The organism is Enterococcus sp. DIV0176, from assembly GCF_050528535.1.
Taxonomy (GTDB): Bacteria; Bacillota; Bacilli; order Lactobacillales; family Enterococcaceae; genus Enterococcus_B; species Enterococcus_B thailandicus.
This window is the reverse complement of the sequence record NZ_CP172879.1, coordinates 1727495-1746388: the sequence shown is the minus strand read 5'-3', so window position 1 is coordinate 1746388 and position 18894 is coordinate 1727495. Positions and strand designations below refer to the sequence as shown.

The following is an 18894-nucleotide window of genomic DNA, read 5'->3' as shown; positions in this document are numbered from 1 at the left end:
CTTGAACATCAGTGAAATTAAAGAACTAGTAACGCAATTCGATCAATCTTCTTTGACTGAATTTGATTTACGTGAAGGTCAATTTGAACTTTATATGAATAAAAACAATACCAGTCGTGGAGCAGTAACAGCATCTCAAACGATGGAAGCACCTGCAGTTCAACCTGTATCAGCGAAACCAGAAATCAAAGCAGATGAACCTGTTAAAGAACAGACTGTAGTAGCAGACACAAAGCAAGAAATTGAAGGCATTGAAGTAAAATCACCAATTGTTGGTGTTGTGTATTTGCAACCTTCACCGGATAAACCAGCTTACAAAAAAGTTGGTGACCAAGTAGCAAAAGGTGAAATCATCTGCATTATTGAAGCAATGAAGCTAATGAATGAGATCACCAGTGACTTTGACGGAGAAATTGTTGAAATTCTGGTTGAAAATGAAGAAGTTGTTGAATTTGGTCAACCACTCGTTAAAATTCAGCCAAAATAAGAAAGAGGTAGAAGATGAATATTCAAGAAATCAAAGAAATCATTCCACATCGTTACCCAATGCTGCTGATTGATCGAGTGGAAGAAATGGTTGCAGGCGAAAGTGTTATCGCTAAGAAAAATGTCACAATCAATGAACCCTTTTTTCAAGGTCATTTTCCAGAAGAACCGGTTATGCCCGGTGTGCTGATTGTTGAAGCAATGGCACAAGCTGGAGCCGTTGCCTTATTGTCTTTAGAACAATTTAAAGGAAAGACAGCTTATTTTGGCGGATTGGATAAAGCAAAATTCCGTCGCAAAGTGACACCAGGAGATACTTTGTATTTGGAAGTTGAAATTATCAAAGTAAAATCTTCCGCTGGAATCGGGAAGGGTGTCGCAAAAGTGGATGGCAAAAAAGTTGCCGAAGCTGAATTAACCTTTATGATTGGATAGGTGAAATATGTTTTCAAAAGTTTTGATAGCTAACCGCGGTGAAATTGCCGTGCGGATTATTCGTGCCTGTCGTGAATTAGGTATTCAAACAGTTGCTGTATATTCAGAAGCAGATGCTGATGCATTGCATACTCAATTAGCAGATGAAGCGATCTGTATTGGACCAGCTAAAGCTGTTGATTCTTATTTGAATGTGCAACAAGTTTTAAGTGCGGCAATTGTTACCAAGGCAGAAGCGATTCACCCAGGTTTTGGTTTTTTATCTGAAAATAGTCGTTTTGCATCAATGTGTGAAGAATGCAATATTGTTTTTATTGGACCTAAAAGTGAAACCATTGATGCGATGGGGAATAAAATCAATGCCCGCCGCTTGATGCAAGAAGCCAAAGTTCCGGTAATTCCGGGAAGTGAAGGTGTACTTTCGACTGTGGAAGAAGCTTTGTCAGTTGCGGATAAGATTGGCTACCCAGTTATGTTAAAAGCTGCTGCGGGTGGTGGTGGTAAAGGAATTCGAAAAGTAATGACCAAAGAAGAACTACCACAACACTTTGCTTCAGCGCAACAAGAAGCTGCTGCAGCGTTTGGAAATGACGAAATGTATTTGGAGAAAATTATTTATCCAGCAAGACATATTGAAGTTCAAATATTGGGCGATCATTATGGAAATGTCATTCATTTAGGTGAGCGTGATTGTTCGTTGCAAAGAAATAATCAAAAAGTTCTTGAAGAATCACCATCGGTTGTGATTTCTGCTGCAAAACGTGCAGATTTAGGCGCTGCGGCTGTTCGTGCAGCGAAAGCTGTAAATTACGAGAATGCTGGAACCATTGAATTTCTAATGGATGAATCTGGTGCCTTTTACTTTATGGAAATGAATACGCGAATTCAAGTGGAACATCCTGTAACAGAAATGGTAACAGGTGTTGACTTAGTGAAAAAACAAATTGAAATTGCAGCGGGTGAACCATTGGGCTTAGAACAAAATGACATCAAGTTTCAAGGCCATGCGATTGAATGTCGAATCAATGCAGAAAACCCAGCTTTTCATTTTGCTCCATCACCCGGAACCATTGAAAACTTATTACTTCCCGCTGGGGGCATGGGTTTACGTGTTGATAGCGCAGTTTATTCAGGCTATAAAATACCGCCATATTATGATTCAATGATTGCCAAAGTCATCGTTCATGGTGATACGCGTTTTGAAGCGTTGATGAAAATGCAACGTGCCTTGAGCGAAATCGTGACAGACGGTGTTGTGACAAATGCCGAATTTCAAATGGACTTGATTAGTCACCCAGCAGTGATTGCTGGTGATTATACAACGGCATTTTTACAAGAAGAATTTTTACCAAATTGGACACCTGAAACGGAGATTGGAGGCGAGTAGATGGCTCTGTTTAAAAAGAAAAAATATATTCGCATTAACCCAAATCGAGGAGCTCAACCTACAAGTCCACCAACTGTTCCTGACAATATGTGGGCAAAATGTCCGAATTGTAAACATATCATTTATACGAAAGATATTGGTGAAGAACGCGTTTGTCCTAATTGTGGTTACACGTTTCGTATCAGTGCTTGGCAACGATTAGCGTTAACGATTGATGAAAAAAGTTTTGAAGAGTGGGATACCGAATTAACGACAGAAGATCCTTTGAATTTCCCAGGGTACCAAGAAAAAATTGAAGTGATGCAAGAAAAAACTGGTTTGCATGAAGCAGTTTTGACTGGTAAAGCAACGATCAATGATATTCCTTTAGCGATTGGTGTTATGGATTCAAATTTTATTATGGGAAGCATGGGGACGATTGTTGGTGAAAAAATAACTAGATTATTTGAACGAGCATTAACTGCTAAATTACCTGTGGTCTTGTTCACTGCCTCTGGTGGTGCCAGAATGCAAGAAGGCATTTTTTCTTTAATGCAAATGGCGAAAATTTCCGCGGCGGTGAAACGTCACAGTAACGCAGGGCTTTTTTACTTAACCGTTTTGACTGACCCTACAACTGGTGGTGTGACCGCCAGTTTTGCGATGGAAGGTGACGTGATTTTAGCTGAGCCGCAAAGTTTGATTGGTTTTGCTGGACGTCGGGTAATCGAACAAACGATTAAGCAAGAATTACCAGAAGACTTTCAAAAGGCAGAATTTTTGTTAGCTCATGGTTTTGTTGATCAGATTGTTCCGCGAACAGAATTGAAGAAAACGATTCATCATTTGCTCGAATTGCATACACAGAAAGGTTGGTTGGATCATGAATAAAACTGCTCATGAGGTTGTTCAACTGGCTAGAGCAAAAGAACGTTGGACGAGTTTAGATTTTTTTGAAGAAATTTTTGATGGGTTTCAGGAGTTTCATGGGGATCGTTTATTTGGTGACGACGAAGCAATCGTTGGTGGTGTTGCTAGCTTAGCTGGTAAACCAGTCACGGTGATTGGAATCCAAAAAGGTCGAGATCTACAGGAAAATATCCAACGAAACTTTGGTTCACCGCATCCGGAAGGGTATCGTAAAGCATTACGATTGATGAAACAGGCAGAAAAATTTAAACGCCCAGTCATCACGTTGATCAATACTGCTGGGGCTTATTGTGGTGTGGGAGCGGAAGAACGCGGCGAAGGAGAAGCAATTGCTAAGAATCTTTTAGAAATGTCTGATCTAAACGTGCCAATTTTAGCAATCATCATTGGCGAAGGCGGCAGCGGTGGTGCACTTGCACTTGGCGTTGCAGATGAAGTTTGGATGCTTGAACAAACAATTTATGCGATTCTTTCGCCAGAAGGTTTTGCATCTATTTTATGGAAAGATGGTAGCCGAGCGGCGGAAGCGGCGGAGCTGATGAAAATTACCGCGCCTGAATTACATGAGCTAGGGATTGTGGACAAGGTGATTCCAGAAACCTTTAATGGGGAACCAATTCCCTGGGCTAAAATAGCATACATGATGAAAAAATCAATGATTGAAAAATTAACTGAATTATCGCAAACGGATGTAACATCTTTACTTGAAAAGCGTTATGAAAGATTCCGTAAGTATTAAGCGATTTGATGATGAGAGGTCGGGATAAATCCCGACCTTTTTTTGTATTGAAAAAACAAAACAGCTTGCGTCTCTTTCGTTCGATTGGATTTTACAACGGCTTGGAATCGTTTGATATGTGGGTGAATGGGAATGATTTTTTAGTTGGAAAAGAAGAAAAACGCACAATAAATGAAATTTGCACATATTTTTTCAAAAAACACTCTTGAAATGAATAAAAAATCTGATATTATGTATAATAACTCATTAAGTTTATGTTGGGTGTATAAATATTAGAGGAGAGTAACGATGAAGAAAATAATTTTGCTTACGATGGTTTCAATGGTGGTTCTTTTAGGGGCATGTAGCTCTGGTGGAAAAGAAACAAGTAACGATTCAAAAAAAGAGGGGATTCAAAGCATCCAGGATTCTGGAAAATTAGTAGTGGGAACTTCTGCAGATTTTGCTCCGTTTGAATTTCATACGATGATTGATGGGAAAGACCAGATTGTTGGCGTGGATATTGATTTGGCGAATGAAATTGCAAAAGAACTAGGTGTCAAAGTCGAAGTTATGGATATGGAATTCAACGCAGTGTTAGCAGCCTTACAACAAGGAAAAGTCAATTTAGCAATTTCTGGTATTTCGGCAACAGAAGAGCGTCAGCAAACATTTGATTTCTCAGATAATTATTTTGCTCCACCACAAAAAATGGTCATCAACAAAGAAAACGCAAATGAATTAACCAGTCTCAAAAGTTTTGCAAAGAAAAAAGTAGGAGCGCAAAAAGGATCAGTTCAAGAAGACGTTGTGAAAGAACAAGTTCCAGATGCACAATTAGTTTCTGTAGCTAAAGTACCTAATTTGATTATTGAGTTAAAGCAAGGATCAATTGATGGATTAGTTTTAGAAGAAACCGTTGCAAACTCTTATATTGAAAATAATCCAGAGTTAATGTTAGCAGATGTTGACTTAGTCTCAAGCGATGAAGAAGCCTACGCAATTGCGTTACCAAAAGGCGAAGAAGATTTACAAAAGAAAGTCAATCAAGTCATCAAAGAATTACAAAGCTCAGGAAAAATGGATGAATTCATCAAAAAAAATACAGAGCTAGCTAAAAAAGCAGAAGAATAAAGGAGTTTGATTACGTGAATTTTTCATTTCTATCGGTATACTATCCCTATTTCCTGTCGGGTGCATTAATTACATTAATTATTTCCGTTATCACGATTGTTTTTGGAACAATAATTGGCGTCATTATGGCACTGTTGAAACTTTCAAAGATTCGACCATTACGGTGGTTTGCCAATGCTTATATTGAAGTCTTACGTGGGACACCGATGCTAATCCAAATTTTGATCGGTTTTGGCTTGTTACAAGGCGTGGTTCATGCGCCTACATTAACTCTGGGTGTATTAGATGTTGACTTTAGCCGGCTGATACCGGGGATGATTGTTTTATCAATGAATTCAGGTGCCTATGTCGCTGAAATCGTCCGTGGTGGAATCATGGCTGTCAATTTTGGTCAAGAAGAGGCGGCTAGCTCGTTGGGACTCAGACCAATGCAGACGATGCGATATGTGATTTTACCGCAAGCATTAAGAAATATCTTACCTCCAATGGGTAATGAATTTATCACGTTGATCAAGGATTCTTCCCTACTTTCAACGATTGGGATCTATGAGTTATTAAATAGTGCACAAATCGTTATCTCGAATTCGTATCTCCCTTTAGAGCCCCTCTATGTAGCTGCAATTATTTATTTTGTTCTAACATTTTTGATGTCGAGATTGCTACATGTTTGGGAAATAAAATTAGGTAAAGGATACCGATGAAAGGAAGGCTGTCAATGGAAGCACTTATTCAAGTGAATCACTTAACCAAAAGGTTTGGACAAAAAGAAATTTTAAAAGGCATCACATTAGAGATTACTCAAGGAGAGGTCATGGTAGTGATTGGCCCGTCTGGCTCTGGGAAAAGTACATTTTTACGTTGCTTGAATTTGCTAGAAGAGCCGACCAGTGGGACGATCCTATTTGATGGTCAAGAAATCACCAACAAAAAAACAGATATTTATCAAATGAGAGAACAAATGGGCATGGTTTTTCAACAGTTCAATTTATTTCCAAATCTAACTGTTTTAGAAAATATTTTGTTGGCACCGACGAAAGTAAAAAAGATCAGTCGCGCAGAAGCAGAAGAAAAAGCGTTAGTATTACTTGATAAAGTTGGCTTGGTAACAAAAGCAGATGAATATCCTCAATCATTGTCAGGTGGACAACAACAAAGAATCGCAATTGCTAGAGCTCTTGCAATGGAACCCAAAGTCATGTTATTTGATGAACCAACGTCTGCGTTAGATCCAGAAATGGTCGGAGAAGTTCTATCTGTTATGCAGGAGTTAGCAAAAGAAGGTATGACAATGGTAATTGTGACCCATGAAATGGGTTTTGCGCGAGAAGTTGGTGATCGTGTTTTATTCATGGATGATGGAAAGATAATTGAAGAAGGAGCGCCAAAAGAACTTTTTGAAGAAACGAAGAAAGAACGAACACGACAGTTTCTGGAAAAAGTTTTATAAAAGAAAAACGATTGCCAAAGTGGTGATCGTTTTTCTTTTTGCAAAAGAGCAAGACAAAAGAAAGTAAATAAACAATTGTGAACGGATACAAAAATGTGTGGGATGGATTGAATGGTAAAGGTAGTTTTTTTTTAGATTATGCAGTATAATTAGGGGCTGAGGAGTACCTGGTGTGCTCCTTCATTTTTTGCAAATGAGGAGACAAGATGTTTTCAAATTATAAACCAACATGGATGGTAGAAGCCATCTATCAAATTACCCCTGCACAGTTGAAAAATTTAGGCATCAAAGCCGTGTTAACTGATTTGGATAACACTTTGATTGCTTGGAATAACCCAGATGGAACAGAAGAATTGTTAAATTGGATTTTAGAAATGAAAAATGCTGGTATTCCTGTTGTAGTTGTTTCGAATAATAACTCGAAGCGAATTGAGCGAGCAATCGAAAAATTTGATTTACTTTATATTGCTCGTGCGATGAAACCATTTGCTGTGGGAATCAATCAAGCAAAGAAAAAGTTGAACCTTGCTGATGAAGAACTTGTAATGATTGGCGATCAAATCATGACGGATATTCGTGGTGCAAATCGCGCAGGGATCCGAAGTATTTTGGTGAAACCAATTATTGAGACGGATAGCTGGAAAACACAAATTAATCGTTTTTTTGAAAAAAGAATCATGGCCCATTTATTAGTAAATAATCCTGATATGGGCTGGCGAGGTGGAATTGAATGAGTGAAGAATTACACTGTATCGGGTGCGGCTCGATTATTCAAACAGATAGACCAGGAGAACTAGGGTATACACCGCAATCTGCCTTAGAAAAAGGTTTAGAATCAGGTGAGGTCTATTGCCAACGCTGTTTCAGACTACGTCATTACAATGAGATCCAAGATGTTTCTTTAACAGATGATGATTTTTTACGTTTGTTAAATGAATTAGGTCAAAAAGACGCGTTGATTGTTAATGTTGTCGATATCTTTGATTTCAACGGTTCATTGATTCCGAGACTACATCGTTTTGTCGGTGATAATCCGGTATTATTAGTAGGTAATAAAGTCGATATCTTACCGAAATCACTGAAGAAACCTAAAATGATCCAATGGATGACTGAACGTGCGCATGAAGCAGGGCTAAGACCTGTCGAAGTGTTATTAACAAGTGCTAAAAAAGCACATGAAATGGAAGATCTACTAGCTAAAATCGAAGAATATCGCGAAGGTAGAGATGTCTATGTCGTTGGTGTAACGAATGTCGGTAAATCAACATTGATTAACCAGATCATTAAGAATACTGCGGGTGTTCAAGATGTGATTACTACCTCACAATTTCCCGGAACGACTTTAGATAAAATTGAAATTCCTTTAGATGATGGTCAAGCTTTAATTGACACACCGGGAATTATTCATCGTCATCAAATGGCACATTACTTAGGTAAAAAAGATTTGCGGATCATTGCACCAACAAAAGAAATCAAACCAAAAGTTTATCAATTGAATGACGGTCAAACGCTTTTCTTAGGCGGATTGGCTCGCTTTGATTTTGTAAGTGGTGAACGTGGCTCATTTATTGCTTATGTTTCAAATGATGTGAATATCCATCGAACAAAACTCGAAAAAGCAGATGAATTTTACGCAAAACATGTGGGTGGACTTTTACAGCCACCACGTCCTGACGAGGTAGAAGAGTTCCCTGAATTAGTTCGCTTTGAATTTTCAGTGAAAGAAAAAACAGATATTGTTTTTGCCGGTCTTGGATGGATCACTGTATCACAGCCAGCAGTTGTTGCTGGGTGGGCGCCTAAGGGTGTTGATGTAATCAAGCGTAAAGCTTTAATTTAAGGAAGAAGGACGAAAATGGAATTAAGAGGAAAACAAAAACGTTTTTTACGTAGTCAAGCACATCACCTACAACCTATTTTTCAAATTGGAAAAGGTGGAATCAACTCAGCAATGCTTGTTCAAATCAATGAAGCATTAGAAAAACGTGAGTTGATCAAAGTTACTTTGCTACAAAATACAGATGAAATCGCGGAAGATGTTGCACGAATTTTAGAAGAAGAAGTTCAATGTGAGATTGTTCAAATCATTGGACGTGTATTGGTATTATATAAACCATCAAGTAAAGAAAAATACCAACGCATTTCACGAGAAGTAAAAGCAATCTAAGGAGTGGTCGTTAATGAGTACGCAGGCTAATCTATTTGTTCGTTCACAAGTTTTTCCGAAAGAAATGCCACAAGTTTTTGAAAAAAAACGACAAGTTGGAATCTTGGGAGGAACATTTAACCCTGTCCATCTGGCACATCTGGTTATGGCTGAACAAGTTGGACAAAATTTAGGACTGGATCGCGTATTTTTAATGCCATCCTATGAACCACCACATATTGATGAGAAAAAAACGATTCCGGCAGCGCATCGTTTGAATATGCTCGAGCTTGCAATCGAAGACAATCCATTTTTGGCAATTGAAACAGTTGAATTGAGCCGTGGTGGGAAAAGTTATACTTATGACACGATGAAAGCCTTGACGCAGAACAATCCAGATACAGATTATTATTTCATCATCGGCGGTGACATGGTTGAGTATCTTCCAAAATGGTACAAAATTGATGAATTAGTTCATCTTGTTCATTTTGTAGGTATCAAGCGTGCTGGTTATGGAGTCGAAACACCGTATCCGGTCATTTGGGTCGATGTACCTGAAATTGACATTAGTTCGACCAAGATTCGTCAAAAAGTTCGCCAAGGTTGCTCTATCCGCTACTTAGTTCCTGACAAAGTAGTTGATTATATTCAGAAAGAAGGCTTGTATCAACATGGATTATAGTAGTCATTATACTGCAGATACTCGCGAAACACTGATGCAAAAAGTCCAAATGCGAATGAGTGAACGTCGTTTTCAACATGTCTTAGGCGTGGAAAAAATGGCGGTAGCATTAGCTGAGAAATATGGTTGTTCACCAGAAAAAGCTAGTATTGCAGCGTTGACCCATGATTATGCAAAAGAACGTCCGGATGATGAGTTTATACTAGTCATCAAACGTGATGGATTTGATTCTGATTTGTTGAATTATGGCAATGCGATTTGGCATGGACTTGTGGGTGCTTCATTTGTTGAACGTGAATTGGGCATTACTGATCCCGAGATTTTAAATGCTATTCGAGTGCATACAACTGGGGCAGCAAAAATGACTTTACTGGATAAAATCATTTATGTTGCTGATTACATTGAACCAGGCAGAAATTTCCCTGGGGTAGAAGACGCGCGCGAAATTGCATTAGTCGACTTAGATGAAGCAGTTGCTTTTGAAACAAAGCACACATTAGCTCACTTAATTGAACAAGAACAACAAATTTATCCAAAAACAATCGAAACATACAATCATTGGGTGGCGAAAAAATAAATTTGTCACCAAATGTTAAGGAGGAAATTATCATAGATAGCAAAGAACAATTACAAATTGCGGTAAAAGCAGCAGATTCAAAACGTGCAGAAGATATTTTAGCACTTGACGTGAGAGAAGTTTCGTTATTGGCAGATTATTTTATGATTTGTTCAGCGAACAGTGAACGTCAAATGAACGCAATTACAGAAGAAATTATTGACAAAGAAGAAGAAAATAACTACGAAGTGAAACGCATTGAAGGAAAAGAAGGCGGAAAATGGATCTTGATTGACCTTGGTGACTTGATTGTCCATGTCTTCCACGCACCTGAAAGAGAATTTTATAATTTAGAAAAATTATGGTCAGATGCACCACTTGTAAACATTTCTGAATGGTTGGATTAATATGGCTTACGAAACATTCGCTTTTATTTATGATGAAGTAATGGATGAAGCGCTATATCAGCAATGGTTAGCATTTTCAAAGAGACACTTACCTGAGCAAACAAAGAACATTTTAGAGCTTGCTTGTGGTACGGGTGCATTAGCTGTTGAATTTGCAAAAGCAGGTTATAATGTGACTGGACTTGATTTGTCGGAAGATATGTTAATGATGGCAAGTCAGCGCGCTTTTGAGCAAGAAACAGCAATCCAATTTGTTGAAGGAAACATGTTAGATCTTTCAGAAGTAGGACAATACGAAGCAATTACTTGTTATTCAGATTCATTATGTTACATGGAAAATGGGCAAGAAGTTCAACAAGTTTTTGATGAAGTATATCAAGCTTTGGAAGAAAATGGACGTTTTTTATTTGATGTACATTCTGTTTATCAAGTAGATACGGTTTTTCCAGAATATAGCTATCACTATCAAAGTGAAAAGTTTGCTTTTTTATGGGACAGTTATCCAGGAAAAGAACCACATAGTATTGAACATTTCTTAACCTTTTTTGTAGAGGATTTGGATCAGCCTGAAAAATTCATCCGTGAAGACGAGCTTCATCAAGAACGCACGTATTCAATGGAAAGCTATTTGCGCATGTTAGAAAATAGTGGTTTTTCAAAAGTAGAAGCTTATGGTGATTTTACAGATGAAACACCAACTGAAGAAACGAAACGCTGGTTCTTTGTAGCCTATAAAGAATGAATTTAAAAAGAGCCGTGACAAATGTCGCTGCTCTTTTTTCTTGTTTTCCTTAGAAAAAGAGTAATGGGGAGGGATCTGATGAAAAGTTGTGGCTTAATTGTAGAATATAATCCATTTCATAATGGTCATCGCTACCACGCAGAAATGGCAAGGAAACAGACAAATGCGGAAGTCGTCATTGCTGTGATGAGTGGTAATTTTTTGCAACGAGGTGAGCCGGCCATTCTTGATAAATGGCAGCGTGCAAATGAAGCATTACAAAATGGCGTTGATCTAGTTATCGAATTACCGGTTGAATGGGCAGTTCAATCTGCCGATTATTTTGCAAAAGGTGCAGTGAGGTTGTTGCAAGATTTAGGCTGTGACTCATTATGTTTTGGAACAGAAAATACGACTCATTTTGACTACGAGTCATTTGGAAAATTTGTTTGGGACAACCAACGTGAAATTGATCAGGCATTTCAAAATTTAGCCAATCAAAAAATCAGCTATCCACAAAAAATGACAGAAGTTTTTCGCACACTACTGCAAGATGAACAGCTTGATTTTGCTTCACCTAACCATATTTTGGGCTTGAGTTATGCCAAAGAAAATGCAAGGTATGAACGACCGATGGCACTGCATCCGATTGAAAGAAAAAGTGCTGGTTATCACGAAAAAGAAATTGCTGATGAGACGATCGCAAGTGCCACTGCCATTCGAGGAGCTGTTGCTAGGCAAGCGGAGATTCAACACGTTGTTCCAGAAGTAACAGCTCACGATTTACTAACGAAACCAACTCAAACTTGGGATGAATTATGGCCATATCTGCGTTATAAATTATTATCGACGCATGTAACACAATTGAAGGAAATTTATCAAATGACGGAAGGCTTAGAAGTTCGCTTACAAGAAGCTGCGAAGCAATCTACAGACTTTCATTCTTTCGTATCTTTGGTTAAGACGAAACGTTATACTTGGACAAGAATCCAACGATTGGCGTGCTACGTGTTATTAAATATAACGGAATCTGAAATTTTCGCGCAGCAAGAAAAAAATTATCTTCACATATTAGGATTTACTGAAGCGGGGAGACAGTTTCTGAAAGAAAAAAAACAAGACATTAGTCATGTCTATTCACGAATAGGGAAAAAAGAAGCCACAGAAGCACAGTTATTAATTCGTAGCGATCAAATTTATTGTTTAGCGAACAGTCAGTTGATTGAACAAAATTTTGGCCGAATGCCAATTCTAATCAAGGGATAGAGAAAATAAATTGCTGATTTTTTGATAAAATGGGAATAATGAAAAAAAGCTTCACAGAATTAGGATTCACAAGTATAATGAAACAGGACGTTTTTGCGTTACGGAACTAGAAAAAGAGAAAGCGAAGTGAAAATATGGGTCGTAAATGGGCTAATATTGTGGCAAAGAAAACTGCTAAAGATGCAAACAACAGTCGAATTTATGCAAAATTCGGGATTGAAATTTATGCGGCAGCGAAATCAGGTGAACCTGACCCACACGCTAACCAAAAGTTACATTTCGTTATTGATCGTGCGAAAACCTATAATGTGCCTAAACATATTATTGACCGCGCCATTGAAAAAGCAAAAGGTTCAGGAGACGAAACATATTCTGAATTGCGCTATGAAGGATTTGGACCAAATGGCTCGATGGTGATTGTTGATACATTGACAAACAATGTGAACCGAACTGCAGCAGATGTTCGTGCAGCTTTTGGTAAGAACGGCGGAAACATGGGTGTCTCTGGTGCCGTTTCTTATATGTTTGATAACACAGCTATTTTTGGTTTTGCTGGCGACGATGCGGATGAAATTCTTGAATATTTAATGGAAAAAGATATCGATGTTCGTGATGTCATCGAAGAAGAAGGACAAATCATCGTTTATGGTGAAGTTCCTGATTTCCACGCTATCCAAGAAGCATTGAAAGAAAAAGGCATTACAGAATTTTCGATTGCAGAAATTCAAATGTTACCACAAACTGAAATCACTTTAACTGGTGATGATTTAGTACAATTTGAAAAAATGATCGATGCGTTAGATGAACTTGAAGATGTTCAAAATATTTTCCATAACGTTGAATTGGACGATTAGGCGTTTGCCTAGTTTGTTCAAACTTTTTTCAAATCAAAGAAGTATGGCAGGTTGATGCCATGCTTCTTTTTTGATGAAGGAAAGATTTTACTAGTTGATTTTTGTTTTTTATTCCATTTCACCTGTGGTATCATAAGGTTACAGGTATTATTTTGAAATGATACAGAGTATATTGGAATTTGGGCGAGGAATAATGATGGAAGCAAAAATAATTTTGGAACCTTTCGATAGAATATTAAGCGGTTACGAAAAAGTAGAAGAATTAGCGGTAAATATTGCTGATTGCTCAAGTATCGCACATAAGTATGCAAGATTTGGTGTAGAAGGCTATCGTTTAGGAAATTATACTGGGATAGGTTATTTGAATCGTTATTTGGAATGTGCAATTGATCGAGTACCCATGCTCATTTATCAAAAGAATTATTTGATTCCACTCTTGTTTAAAAATGCTGAAACCTCTTTCCAGCTGTTTAACGAGGGGTATCGAATGGAAGCTTTCTTTTTGTTGTTAGAATGGAGTCTGAAACATCAACCAGAGAAGATTTTGATTGAACAAGATTCAACTGTTACTTCATCCAAAGAGAAAATCATCGACAGTGCCTATCTCGTGTTTCGCTTGACCGAAATTTTGGACAGCGGAGGATATCCAATCAGTCATTTTCAAACAATTGAACAATTTATTGACTGGAATCGAATTTATCGTTTGATCGACAATGGTGGAGTGGGGCGTCATAGTAAAATATTTGATCCCGAATTTCCAGAAAACATTGAAGAATTACGAATGATCGTGACTTTAGTTAGTTTGAAATATCCGGAAACAGATTTGCAGATACCTGAATAATATAAAAATTTTCGGTGCAGATACTAATTTTTTGGTAATCGGTACAGCATAAACATATTAAGATGGGAGGGGAACATCGGCTGACGCTGATGCTTCTCTCTTTTTTTACTTTAGATTATTGTAAGGTTGTGACAGAAATAGTCAGTTTCGAGAAATAAGGAGAAATTTTCAGAAATGATTTTTCAAATTTTTGTCAAATTTAGACTTATTTGAAAGAAGTTACTTATTGAATACGGTGAATGAGGTTGCAGCTCCAAGCAATAAGGATGCTTTATTTAAAATAGCTTTCCATAATTTGAAGTGGATGCAAACTATGCCGAGGAGTTGTTTTGGAATAACCTTTATTCGTATATTCAAAAAGGAGGTACGACAAGCTTTTTGTCGTACCCCTTTTTTTGGTAAAATGCTTTAAATCACTTTTTTGTTATAAGTCAAAGAATCAATTGCCTTCAATAATGGACTCTTATTGAAGGACGTAAACAGTGTTAATTCGTGCATTGCGCGTGTACACATAGTATACAAAATTAGCTTGTCTTGTTCTGTGTGGAACTGCTCTTCGTTAATATTCCATAAGAAGACGCGATCGAATTCAAGTCCTTTTGCCAAGAAGGCAGGTAACAGAATAATTGAACGTTTCATAAAGTCTTCCTCATCAAGAATCAATTGAACTTGTTGTTTCAAACTTTCAGGGAATTGTTCATATAACTGTTCACATTCCTCTTGTGTTTTAGCAATGATTGCTGTCCGCCAGTGTTTTGCTTTGGCTTGCGTTTGTTCAAGTGTTTCTTCAAACCAATGAAGTTGTTTTTCAGCAGTTGAAGCTTCGATGATGACTGGTTTATCACCTTTTCGAGCAGTTGTTTCGACACGATCTTCTTTGGATAAGAAATGATTTGCGAAGTCAGTGATTTCTTTAGTTGAACGGTAACTGGTTGTTAATTGGAAACGTGTGACCTCTTGATTGTCAAAAAGCTGTGGAAGAGAACCAACGATGGTTTCATTACCAAAGACATTTTGATTGAGATCGCCACAGAAAGTTAAGTTTGCTTTTGGATAAAGTGCTTGAAGCAGGGCAACCTGTGAAGGTGCGAAATCTTGCATTTCATCAATAAAAACATAACGAGCTTTCTGAGTGATTGTTACTGGAAATGTGCGACGCATTAGCAAGAAGAATAAAACAGCATCTTCTTGTTTCATTTGTTTTTGACGGAAATTTAGACGAATCTCAGCAATTTGTTTTGTCCATTGTTCTTTGGAAATCCCATGGGAAACCAGTGCTTTTTCTGGAACACTTTGTAAAAAGTGGAGATATTGTTTAGGCATATTCACAAATTGATAGCTGGTAATACCACGATGAACACGACGAAATTTTTTACGTACGATTTGATTTGCCAGTTTTTTGCGTAAAGATTTTTCTTTTTGCTCTGTGTACTCAAGGTTTGGATCAGTTGCGTATAATTCTTGCAATTGTTCTTCAGCCAAATCTTTCACCCATTGTTGACGCGTTTCATCTTTTTGTAAGCCACCTAATTTTTTAAGTAGCTTTGTTTGCAGCAGAGAAAGACGTTGATGCAATGGTAGCAAAGTATTTGTTTCTTGGTACCATTTTCGTATAGAATCTTTTGCGAGAATGGCTCGTCCATTGATTTTCATGTCACGGAATAAAGGTCCATAATTCGTAATTGCCTTCACATAATTATTGATATGGTCAACTAGTGTTAAGCCATTTTTTAAGTCGTGGATTGGATCATTCTTTCCAAATAAAAAACCATGTTCTTGTTGATCTTCTTCAACTAGCGAATAATCTTGTAGCAGTTCTTCTATATAGCTTCTAAATGTCTTGGTTGGGACACCACTTTCACCAAGAGAAGGTAAGACAGTTGAAATATAGTCTGAGAATAAATGGTTGGGTGAAAATAACAATACGTGTTCCGCATCTAACCATTTCCGATTATGGTACAGTAAAAAAGCAATTCGTTGAAGCAAAGCAGAAGTTTTTCCACTTCCTGCGATTCCTTCAATCAGCATTACTTTGCTAGTTGTATCGCGGATGATTGCATTTTGTGCTTTTTGGATTGTCGAAACGATATTTTTCATATGGGTACTTGAAGCTTCATCTAAAATCTCTAGTAAAAAATCATCGTTGATTACTTCAGAAGTGTCTACCATTGAGAGAATCTCGCCGTCTTGGATTTTGAATTGGCGTTTAAGTAACAACTCCACGGTCATACGTTCGACATCTGTTTCATAGTAAGCAGGTCCGATTTCACCTTCATAATAAAGATTGGCAATTGGTGCGCGCCAGTCGATGACAATTGTTTCTTCGGTCAAATCACGTAAAGAAGCAATCCCTAAATAAAGGGTTTCTGCTTCATTTTCTTCTTTAAAATCAATGCGGGCAAAATAGGGATTCCCTTGCATGACATCTAAAGTCTGTAAACGATGCTGTTGTGCATCGAGAGTATGATATTTTAACAGTAGTTCTTGTTCATGTTGGCGGTATTCAACAGCAGACTCGTAAAATGACTCATTAGAACCAGCACGGATACGGTGATTAGCTGTTTCCTTTGTTGAGGTATTCATTTCTTGGGTCAATTCTTGTTGCTTACTGTTTAATAATTTTTGTTCAAGCTGGATTAATTGAACGGTTTCGTCCACATGTGCTTGTTCCATTTGTCTTTCATTCATGGCTTATTTGCTCCTTCCGCCTTAAATAACGAACTAAAAGTATAGCACAATTATGGGAAAAAAGGTATTTTTTAAAAGTTACTGAAAAAAAGTTTGGTAACAGCTTAGTCAAAGTAATGTGTGAAAAAGGAAAGAATAAACAAGAATGATAGTTATTTTCATTTAGCACGTATTAGTTTAAAAACGAGAAAAGAACGCCTATGCTTGAAAGTGAAAGAAGGTTGAGAAAGATGACACATTTAAAAAAATTTCTTTTAACAGTATTGATTGGTGGGATAGCGTTAATCAGTGAATTTATTTTTCATCAGTCTCAACTGGCATTTTTCTTGATTGCAGTTACTGGTGGTATTCTTGCCTTTTTGATGTTCCTCGAAATGATCAAAACATTACGCTCAGGAAAATATGGCGTCGATATTTTAGCAATTACAGCGATTGTAGCAACGTTAATAGTGAAAGAATATTGGGCGAGCTTGATGATTTTGATTATGTTAACGGGTGGCGATAGTCTAGAAGATTATGCGAATCAAAAAGCTAGTAAAGAGTTACAAGCACTGCTTGATAATACACCTCAAACAGCACATAAGTGGATTGATGGAAATTGGCAAGAATTACCCGTCGAGCAAATCGAAGTCAACGATAAACTAGTTGTTAAACCGGGTGAAACAGTCCCTGTTGATGGGCGAGTAATCAAAGGAAGCTCGGAAATAGATGAGTCTTCACTAACAGGTGAATCACAACCCATTACTAAGAATATTGGTGATATGTTATTGTCTGGTTCAATCAATGGTGATCGTTCATTAGAAATGCGGGTCGAAAAACGTGCTGCAGATAGCCAATATCAATTGATTCTTAATCTGGTTCAAGAATCGAAAGAAAAACCTGCAAAGTTTGTCCGAATGGCAGATCGCTATGCAGTCCCATTTACATTGGTAGCTTATTTCATTGGCGGAATCGCTTGGTGGCTTTCAGGTGATCCACATCGTTTTGTCGAAGTCTTAGTTGTTGCTTCACCTTGCCCCTTAATTTTGGCAGCGCCCGTCGCACTTGTTGCCGGAATGAGTCGTTCGAGTAAAAATGGAATCGTTGTTAAAAATGGCACCACGCTTGAAAAGCTAGCAGTGACTAAAACGATTGCTTTTGATAAAACCGGGACAATCACCAAGGGGCAATTGGAAGTGACAGCAGTTCAACCAGCTGGTAAATTGTCAAAAGAAGAATTACTAATGTATGCAGCTAGTGCAGAACAAGAATCAAGCCATATTTTAGCTCGTTCATTAGTTAGCTACGCAAAAAATCAAAAACTGTTGCCAACTTCAGAATTAAAAGAAATTGTTGGTCAAGGAATAGAAGCAAGAATTGATAATCACTTTCTTCAAGTTGGCAGAGCCAAATGGCTGGGCGTACCCGAAATTGCTTCGGAAGAAACCATTATTTATGTTGCTTTTGATCGAGAATTTGTTGGCACAATCCACTTTGCAGATGTGATTCGTCCTGAGGCAACAAATGCCATCAAGCAACTGAAAGATTTCCACTTGAAACAGGTGATGATGCTAACTGGGGACAATCAAACTGTGGCGCAAACAATCGCCAAAAAAGTCGGAATCACGACGGTTCATGCGCAATGTTTACCACAAGATAAATGGCAGATTTTAGCGGATGTCCCTGAGAAACAACGACCAGTAACGATGGTAGGTGATGGCGTGAACGACGCACCTGCGCTAAGTGCAGCAGATGTTGGTATTGCAATGGGGGCACATGGTGCAACAGCCGCTAGCGAAAGTGCAGACGTAGTCATTTTAAAAGATGATTTGACACGGGTTCCTGAAGCTGTTTTGATTGCCAAAGAAACGATGCGTATTGCACGCCAATCAGTCTTAATTGGCATTTTTATTTGTATTGCACTCATGTTGATCGCAAGTTTTGGAATAATCCCTGCACTCTTGGGAGCTATGTTACAAGAAGTAGTTGATACAGTCTCGATTTTAAGTGCGTTACGTGCAAAAAAATAGTTGCACTCAAATGAAGGCAGTAAACCTGGTTGTGAGAAGTGATTATTGGTGATTCAGGCTGTTTTTTAAGTGAGTAAGGGTTTCATTTTTGTTAGGGATTGTCAACTTTGAAAATGGGTAGGAACAAGATAAGAAAATAAATGAGGATTAGTTAGGTGGTAGCCAACTAATCCTTTTTTCTTTTATTTAGCAAGTGTAGAGAATAAGG

The 18894-nt window shown here is 37.9% G+C and carries 20 protein-coding genes; 19 read left to right on the top strand and 1 reads right to left on the bottom strand.

Annotated elements, in window-relative coordinates:
• Position 1: 1 nt before the first annotated feature.
• From accB to IGJ66_RS08045, 18 genes are all read left to right on the top strand, one after another.
• A complete protein-coding gene (gene accB / locus IGJ66_RS08130) occupies positions 2-487 on the top strand; it encodes an acetyl-CoA carboxylase biotin carboxyl carrier protein (protein ID WP_271026799.1) in 486 nt (161 codons plus the stop codon).
• A 14-nt stretch (positions 488-501) separates the two neighbouring features.
• Positions 502-921, top strand: a complete 420-nt coding sequence (gene fabZ / locus IGJ66_RS08125; RefSeq protein ID WP_067480877.1) for a 3-hydroxyacyl-ACP dehydratase FabZ — start codon at positions 502-504, stop codon at positions 919-921.
• 7 nt (positions 922-928) lie between these two features.
• Positions 929-2308, top strand: coding sequence for an acetyl-CoA carboxylase biotin carboxylase subunit (locus IGJ66_RS08120; RefSeq protein ID WP_067480880.1), 1380 nt, complete (start codon positions 929-931; stop codon positions 2306-2308).
• On the top strand, positions 2309-3178 hold the full coding sequence (accD, locus tag IGJ66_RS08115; protein WP_086270812.1) for an acetyl-CoA carboxylase, carboxyltransferase subunit beta: 870 nt from the start codon (positions 2309-2311) through the stop codon (positions 3176-3178).
• Positions 3171-3956, top strand: a complete 786-nt coding sequence (locus IGJ66_RS08110) for an acetyl-CoA carboxylase carboxyl transferase subunit alpha (protein WP_270346093.1) — start codon at positions 3171-3173, stop codon at positions 3954-3956. Before accD ends, IGJ66_RS08110 begins: the two co-directional genes overlap by 8 nt.
• Positions 3957-4244: 288 nt before the next feature.
• A complete protein-coding gene (locus tag IGJ66_RS08105; protein WP_430616485.1) occupies positions 4245-5069 on the top strand; it encodes a transporter substrate-binding domain-containing protein in 825 nt (274 codons plus the stop codon).
• A 14-nt stretch (positions 5070-5083) separates the two neighbouring features.
• Positions 5084-5770, top strand: a complete 687-nt coding sequence (locus IGJ66_RS08100; RefSeq protein ID WP_067480892.1) for an amino acid ABC transporter permease — start codon at positions 5084-5086, stop codon at positions 5768-5770.
• A gap of 14 nt (positions 5771-5784) precedes the next feature.
• Positions 5785-6516, top strand: coding sequence for an amino acid ABC transporter ATP-binding protein (locus tag IGJ66_RS08095; RefSeq protein WP_271026798.1), 732 nt, complete (start codon positions 5785-5787; stop codon positions 6514-6516).
• A 206-nt stretch (positions 6517-6722) separates the two neighbouring features.
• Positions 6723-7250 carry a YqeG family HAD IIIA-type phosphatase gene (locus IGJ66_RS08090; RefSeq protein WP_067480898.1) on the top strand — a complete coding sequence of 176 codons (528 nt, stop codon included), beginning with the start codon at positions 6723-6725 and terminating at the stop codon, positions 7248-7250.
• Complete coding sequence (yqeH, locus tag IGJ66_RS08085) at positions 7247-8356, top strand: ribosome biogenesis GTPase YqeH (RefSeq protein ID WP_430616484.1); 1110 nt, start codon at positions 7247-7249, stop codon at positions 8354-8356. Before IGJ66_RS08090 ends, yqeH begins: the two co-directional genes overlap by 4 nt.
• 15 nt (positions 8357-8371) lie before the next feature.
• Positions 8372-8683, top strand: coding sequence for a ribosome assembly RNA-binding protein YhbY (gene yhbY, locus IGJ66_RS08080; RefSeq protein WP_067480904.1), 312 nt, complete (start codon positions 8372-8374; stop codon positions 8681-8683).
• Positions 8684-8696: 13 nt separating this feature from the next.
• Positions 8697-9344, top strand: coding sequence for a nicotinate-nucleotide adenylyltransferase (locus IGJ66_RS08075; protein ID WP_067480907.1), 648 nt, complete (start codon positions 8697-8699; stop codon positions 9342-9344).
• Positions 9334-9921, top strand: coding sequence for a bis(5'-nucleosyl)-tetraphosphatase (symmetrical) YqeK (gene yqeK, locus IGJ66_RS08070; protein WP_067480910.1), 588 nt, complete (start codon positions 9334-9336; stop codon positions 9919-9921). Before IGJ66_RS08075 ends, yqeK begins: the two co-directional genes overlap by 11 nt.
• A 2-nt stretch (positions 9922-9923) precedes the next feature.
• A complete protein-coding gene (gene rsfS, locus IGJ66_RS08065) occupies positions 9924-10307 on the top strand; it encodes a ribosome silencing factor (RefSeq protein ID WP_231885363.1) in 384 nt (127 codons plus the stop codon).
• A gap of 1 nt (position 10308) precedes the next feature.
• Entirely contained in the window at positions 10309-11049 is a 741-nt protein-coding gene (locus tag IGJ66_RS08060) for a class I SAM-dependent DNA methyltransferase (RefSeq protein ID WP_067480913.1), read from the top strand.
• 78 nt (positions 11050-11127) lie between these two features.
• The gene (locus IGJ66_RS08055; protein WP_430616483.1) at positions 11128-12294 is read left to right on the top strand and encodes a nucleotidyltransferase; all 1167 of its coding nucleotides are present in this window, start codon (positions 11128-11130) and stop codon (positions 12292-12294) included.
• A 134-nt stretch (positions 12295-12428) separates the two neighbouring features.
• Positions 12429-13148, top strand: coding sequence for a YebC/PmpR family DNA-binding transcriptional regulator (locus IGJ66_RS08050; RefSeq protein ID WP_067480918.1), 720 nt, complete (start codon positions 12429-12431; stop codon positions 13146-13148).
• A gap of 196 nt (positions 13149-13344) precedes the next feature.
• Positions 13345-13989, top strand: coding sequence for a hypothetical protein (locus IGJ66_RS08045; protein ID WP_430616482.1), 645 nt, complete (start codon positions 13345-13347; stop codon positions 13987-13989).
• A gap of 408 nt (positions 13990-14397) precedes the next feature.
• Here the strand turns inward: IGJ66_RS08045 and helD are convergent, their stop codons facing one another.
• Entirely contained in the window at positions 14398-16677 is a 2280-nt protein-coding gene (helD, locus tag IGJ66_RS08040; RefSeq protein ID WP_430616481.1) for an RNA polymerase recycling motor HelD, read from the bottom strand.
• Between the two features lie 230 nt (positions 16678-16907).
• Here helD and IGJ66_RS08035 point away from each other — a divergent pair, with 230 nt between their 5' ends.
• Positions 16908-18686, top strand: coding sequence for a heavy metal translocating P-type ATPase (locus tag IGJ66_RS08035; protein WP_271026795.1), 1779 nt, complete (start codon positions 16908-16910; stop codon positions 18684-18686).
• The last annotated feature ends 208 nt before the right edge of the window (positions 18687-18894 follow it).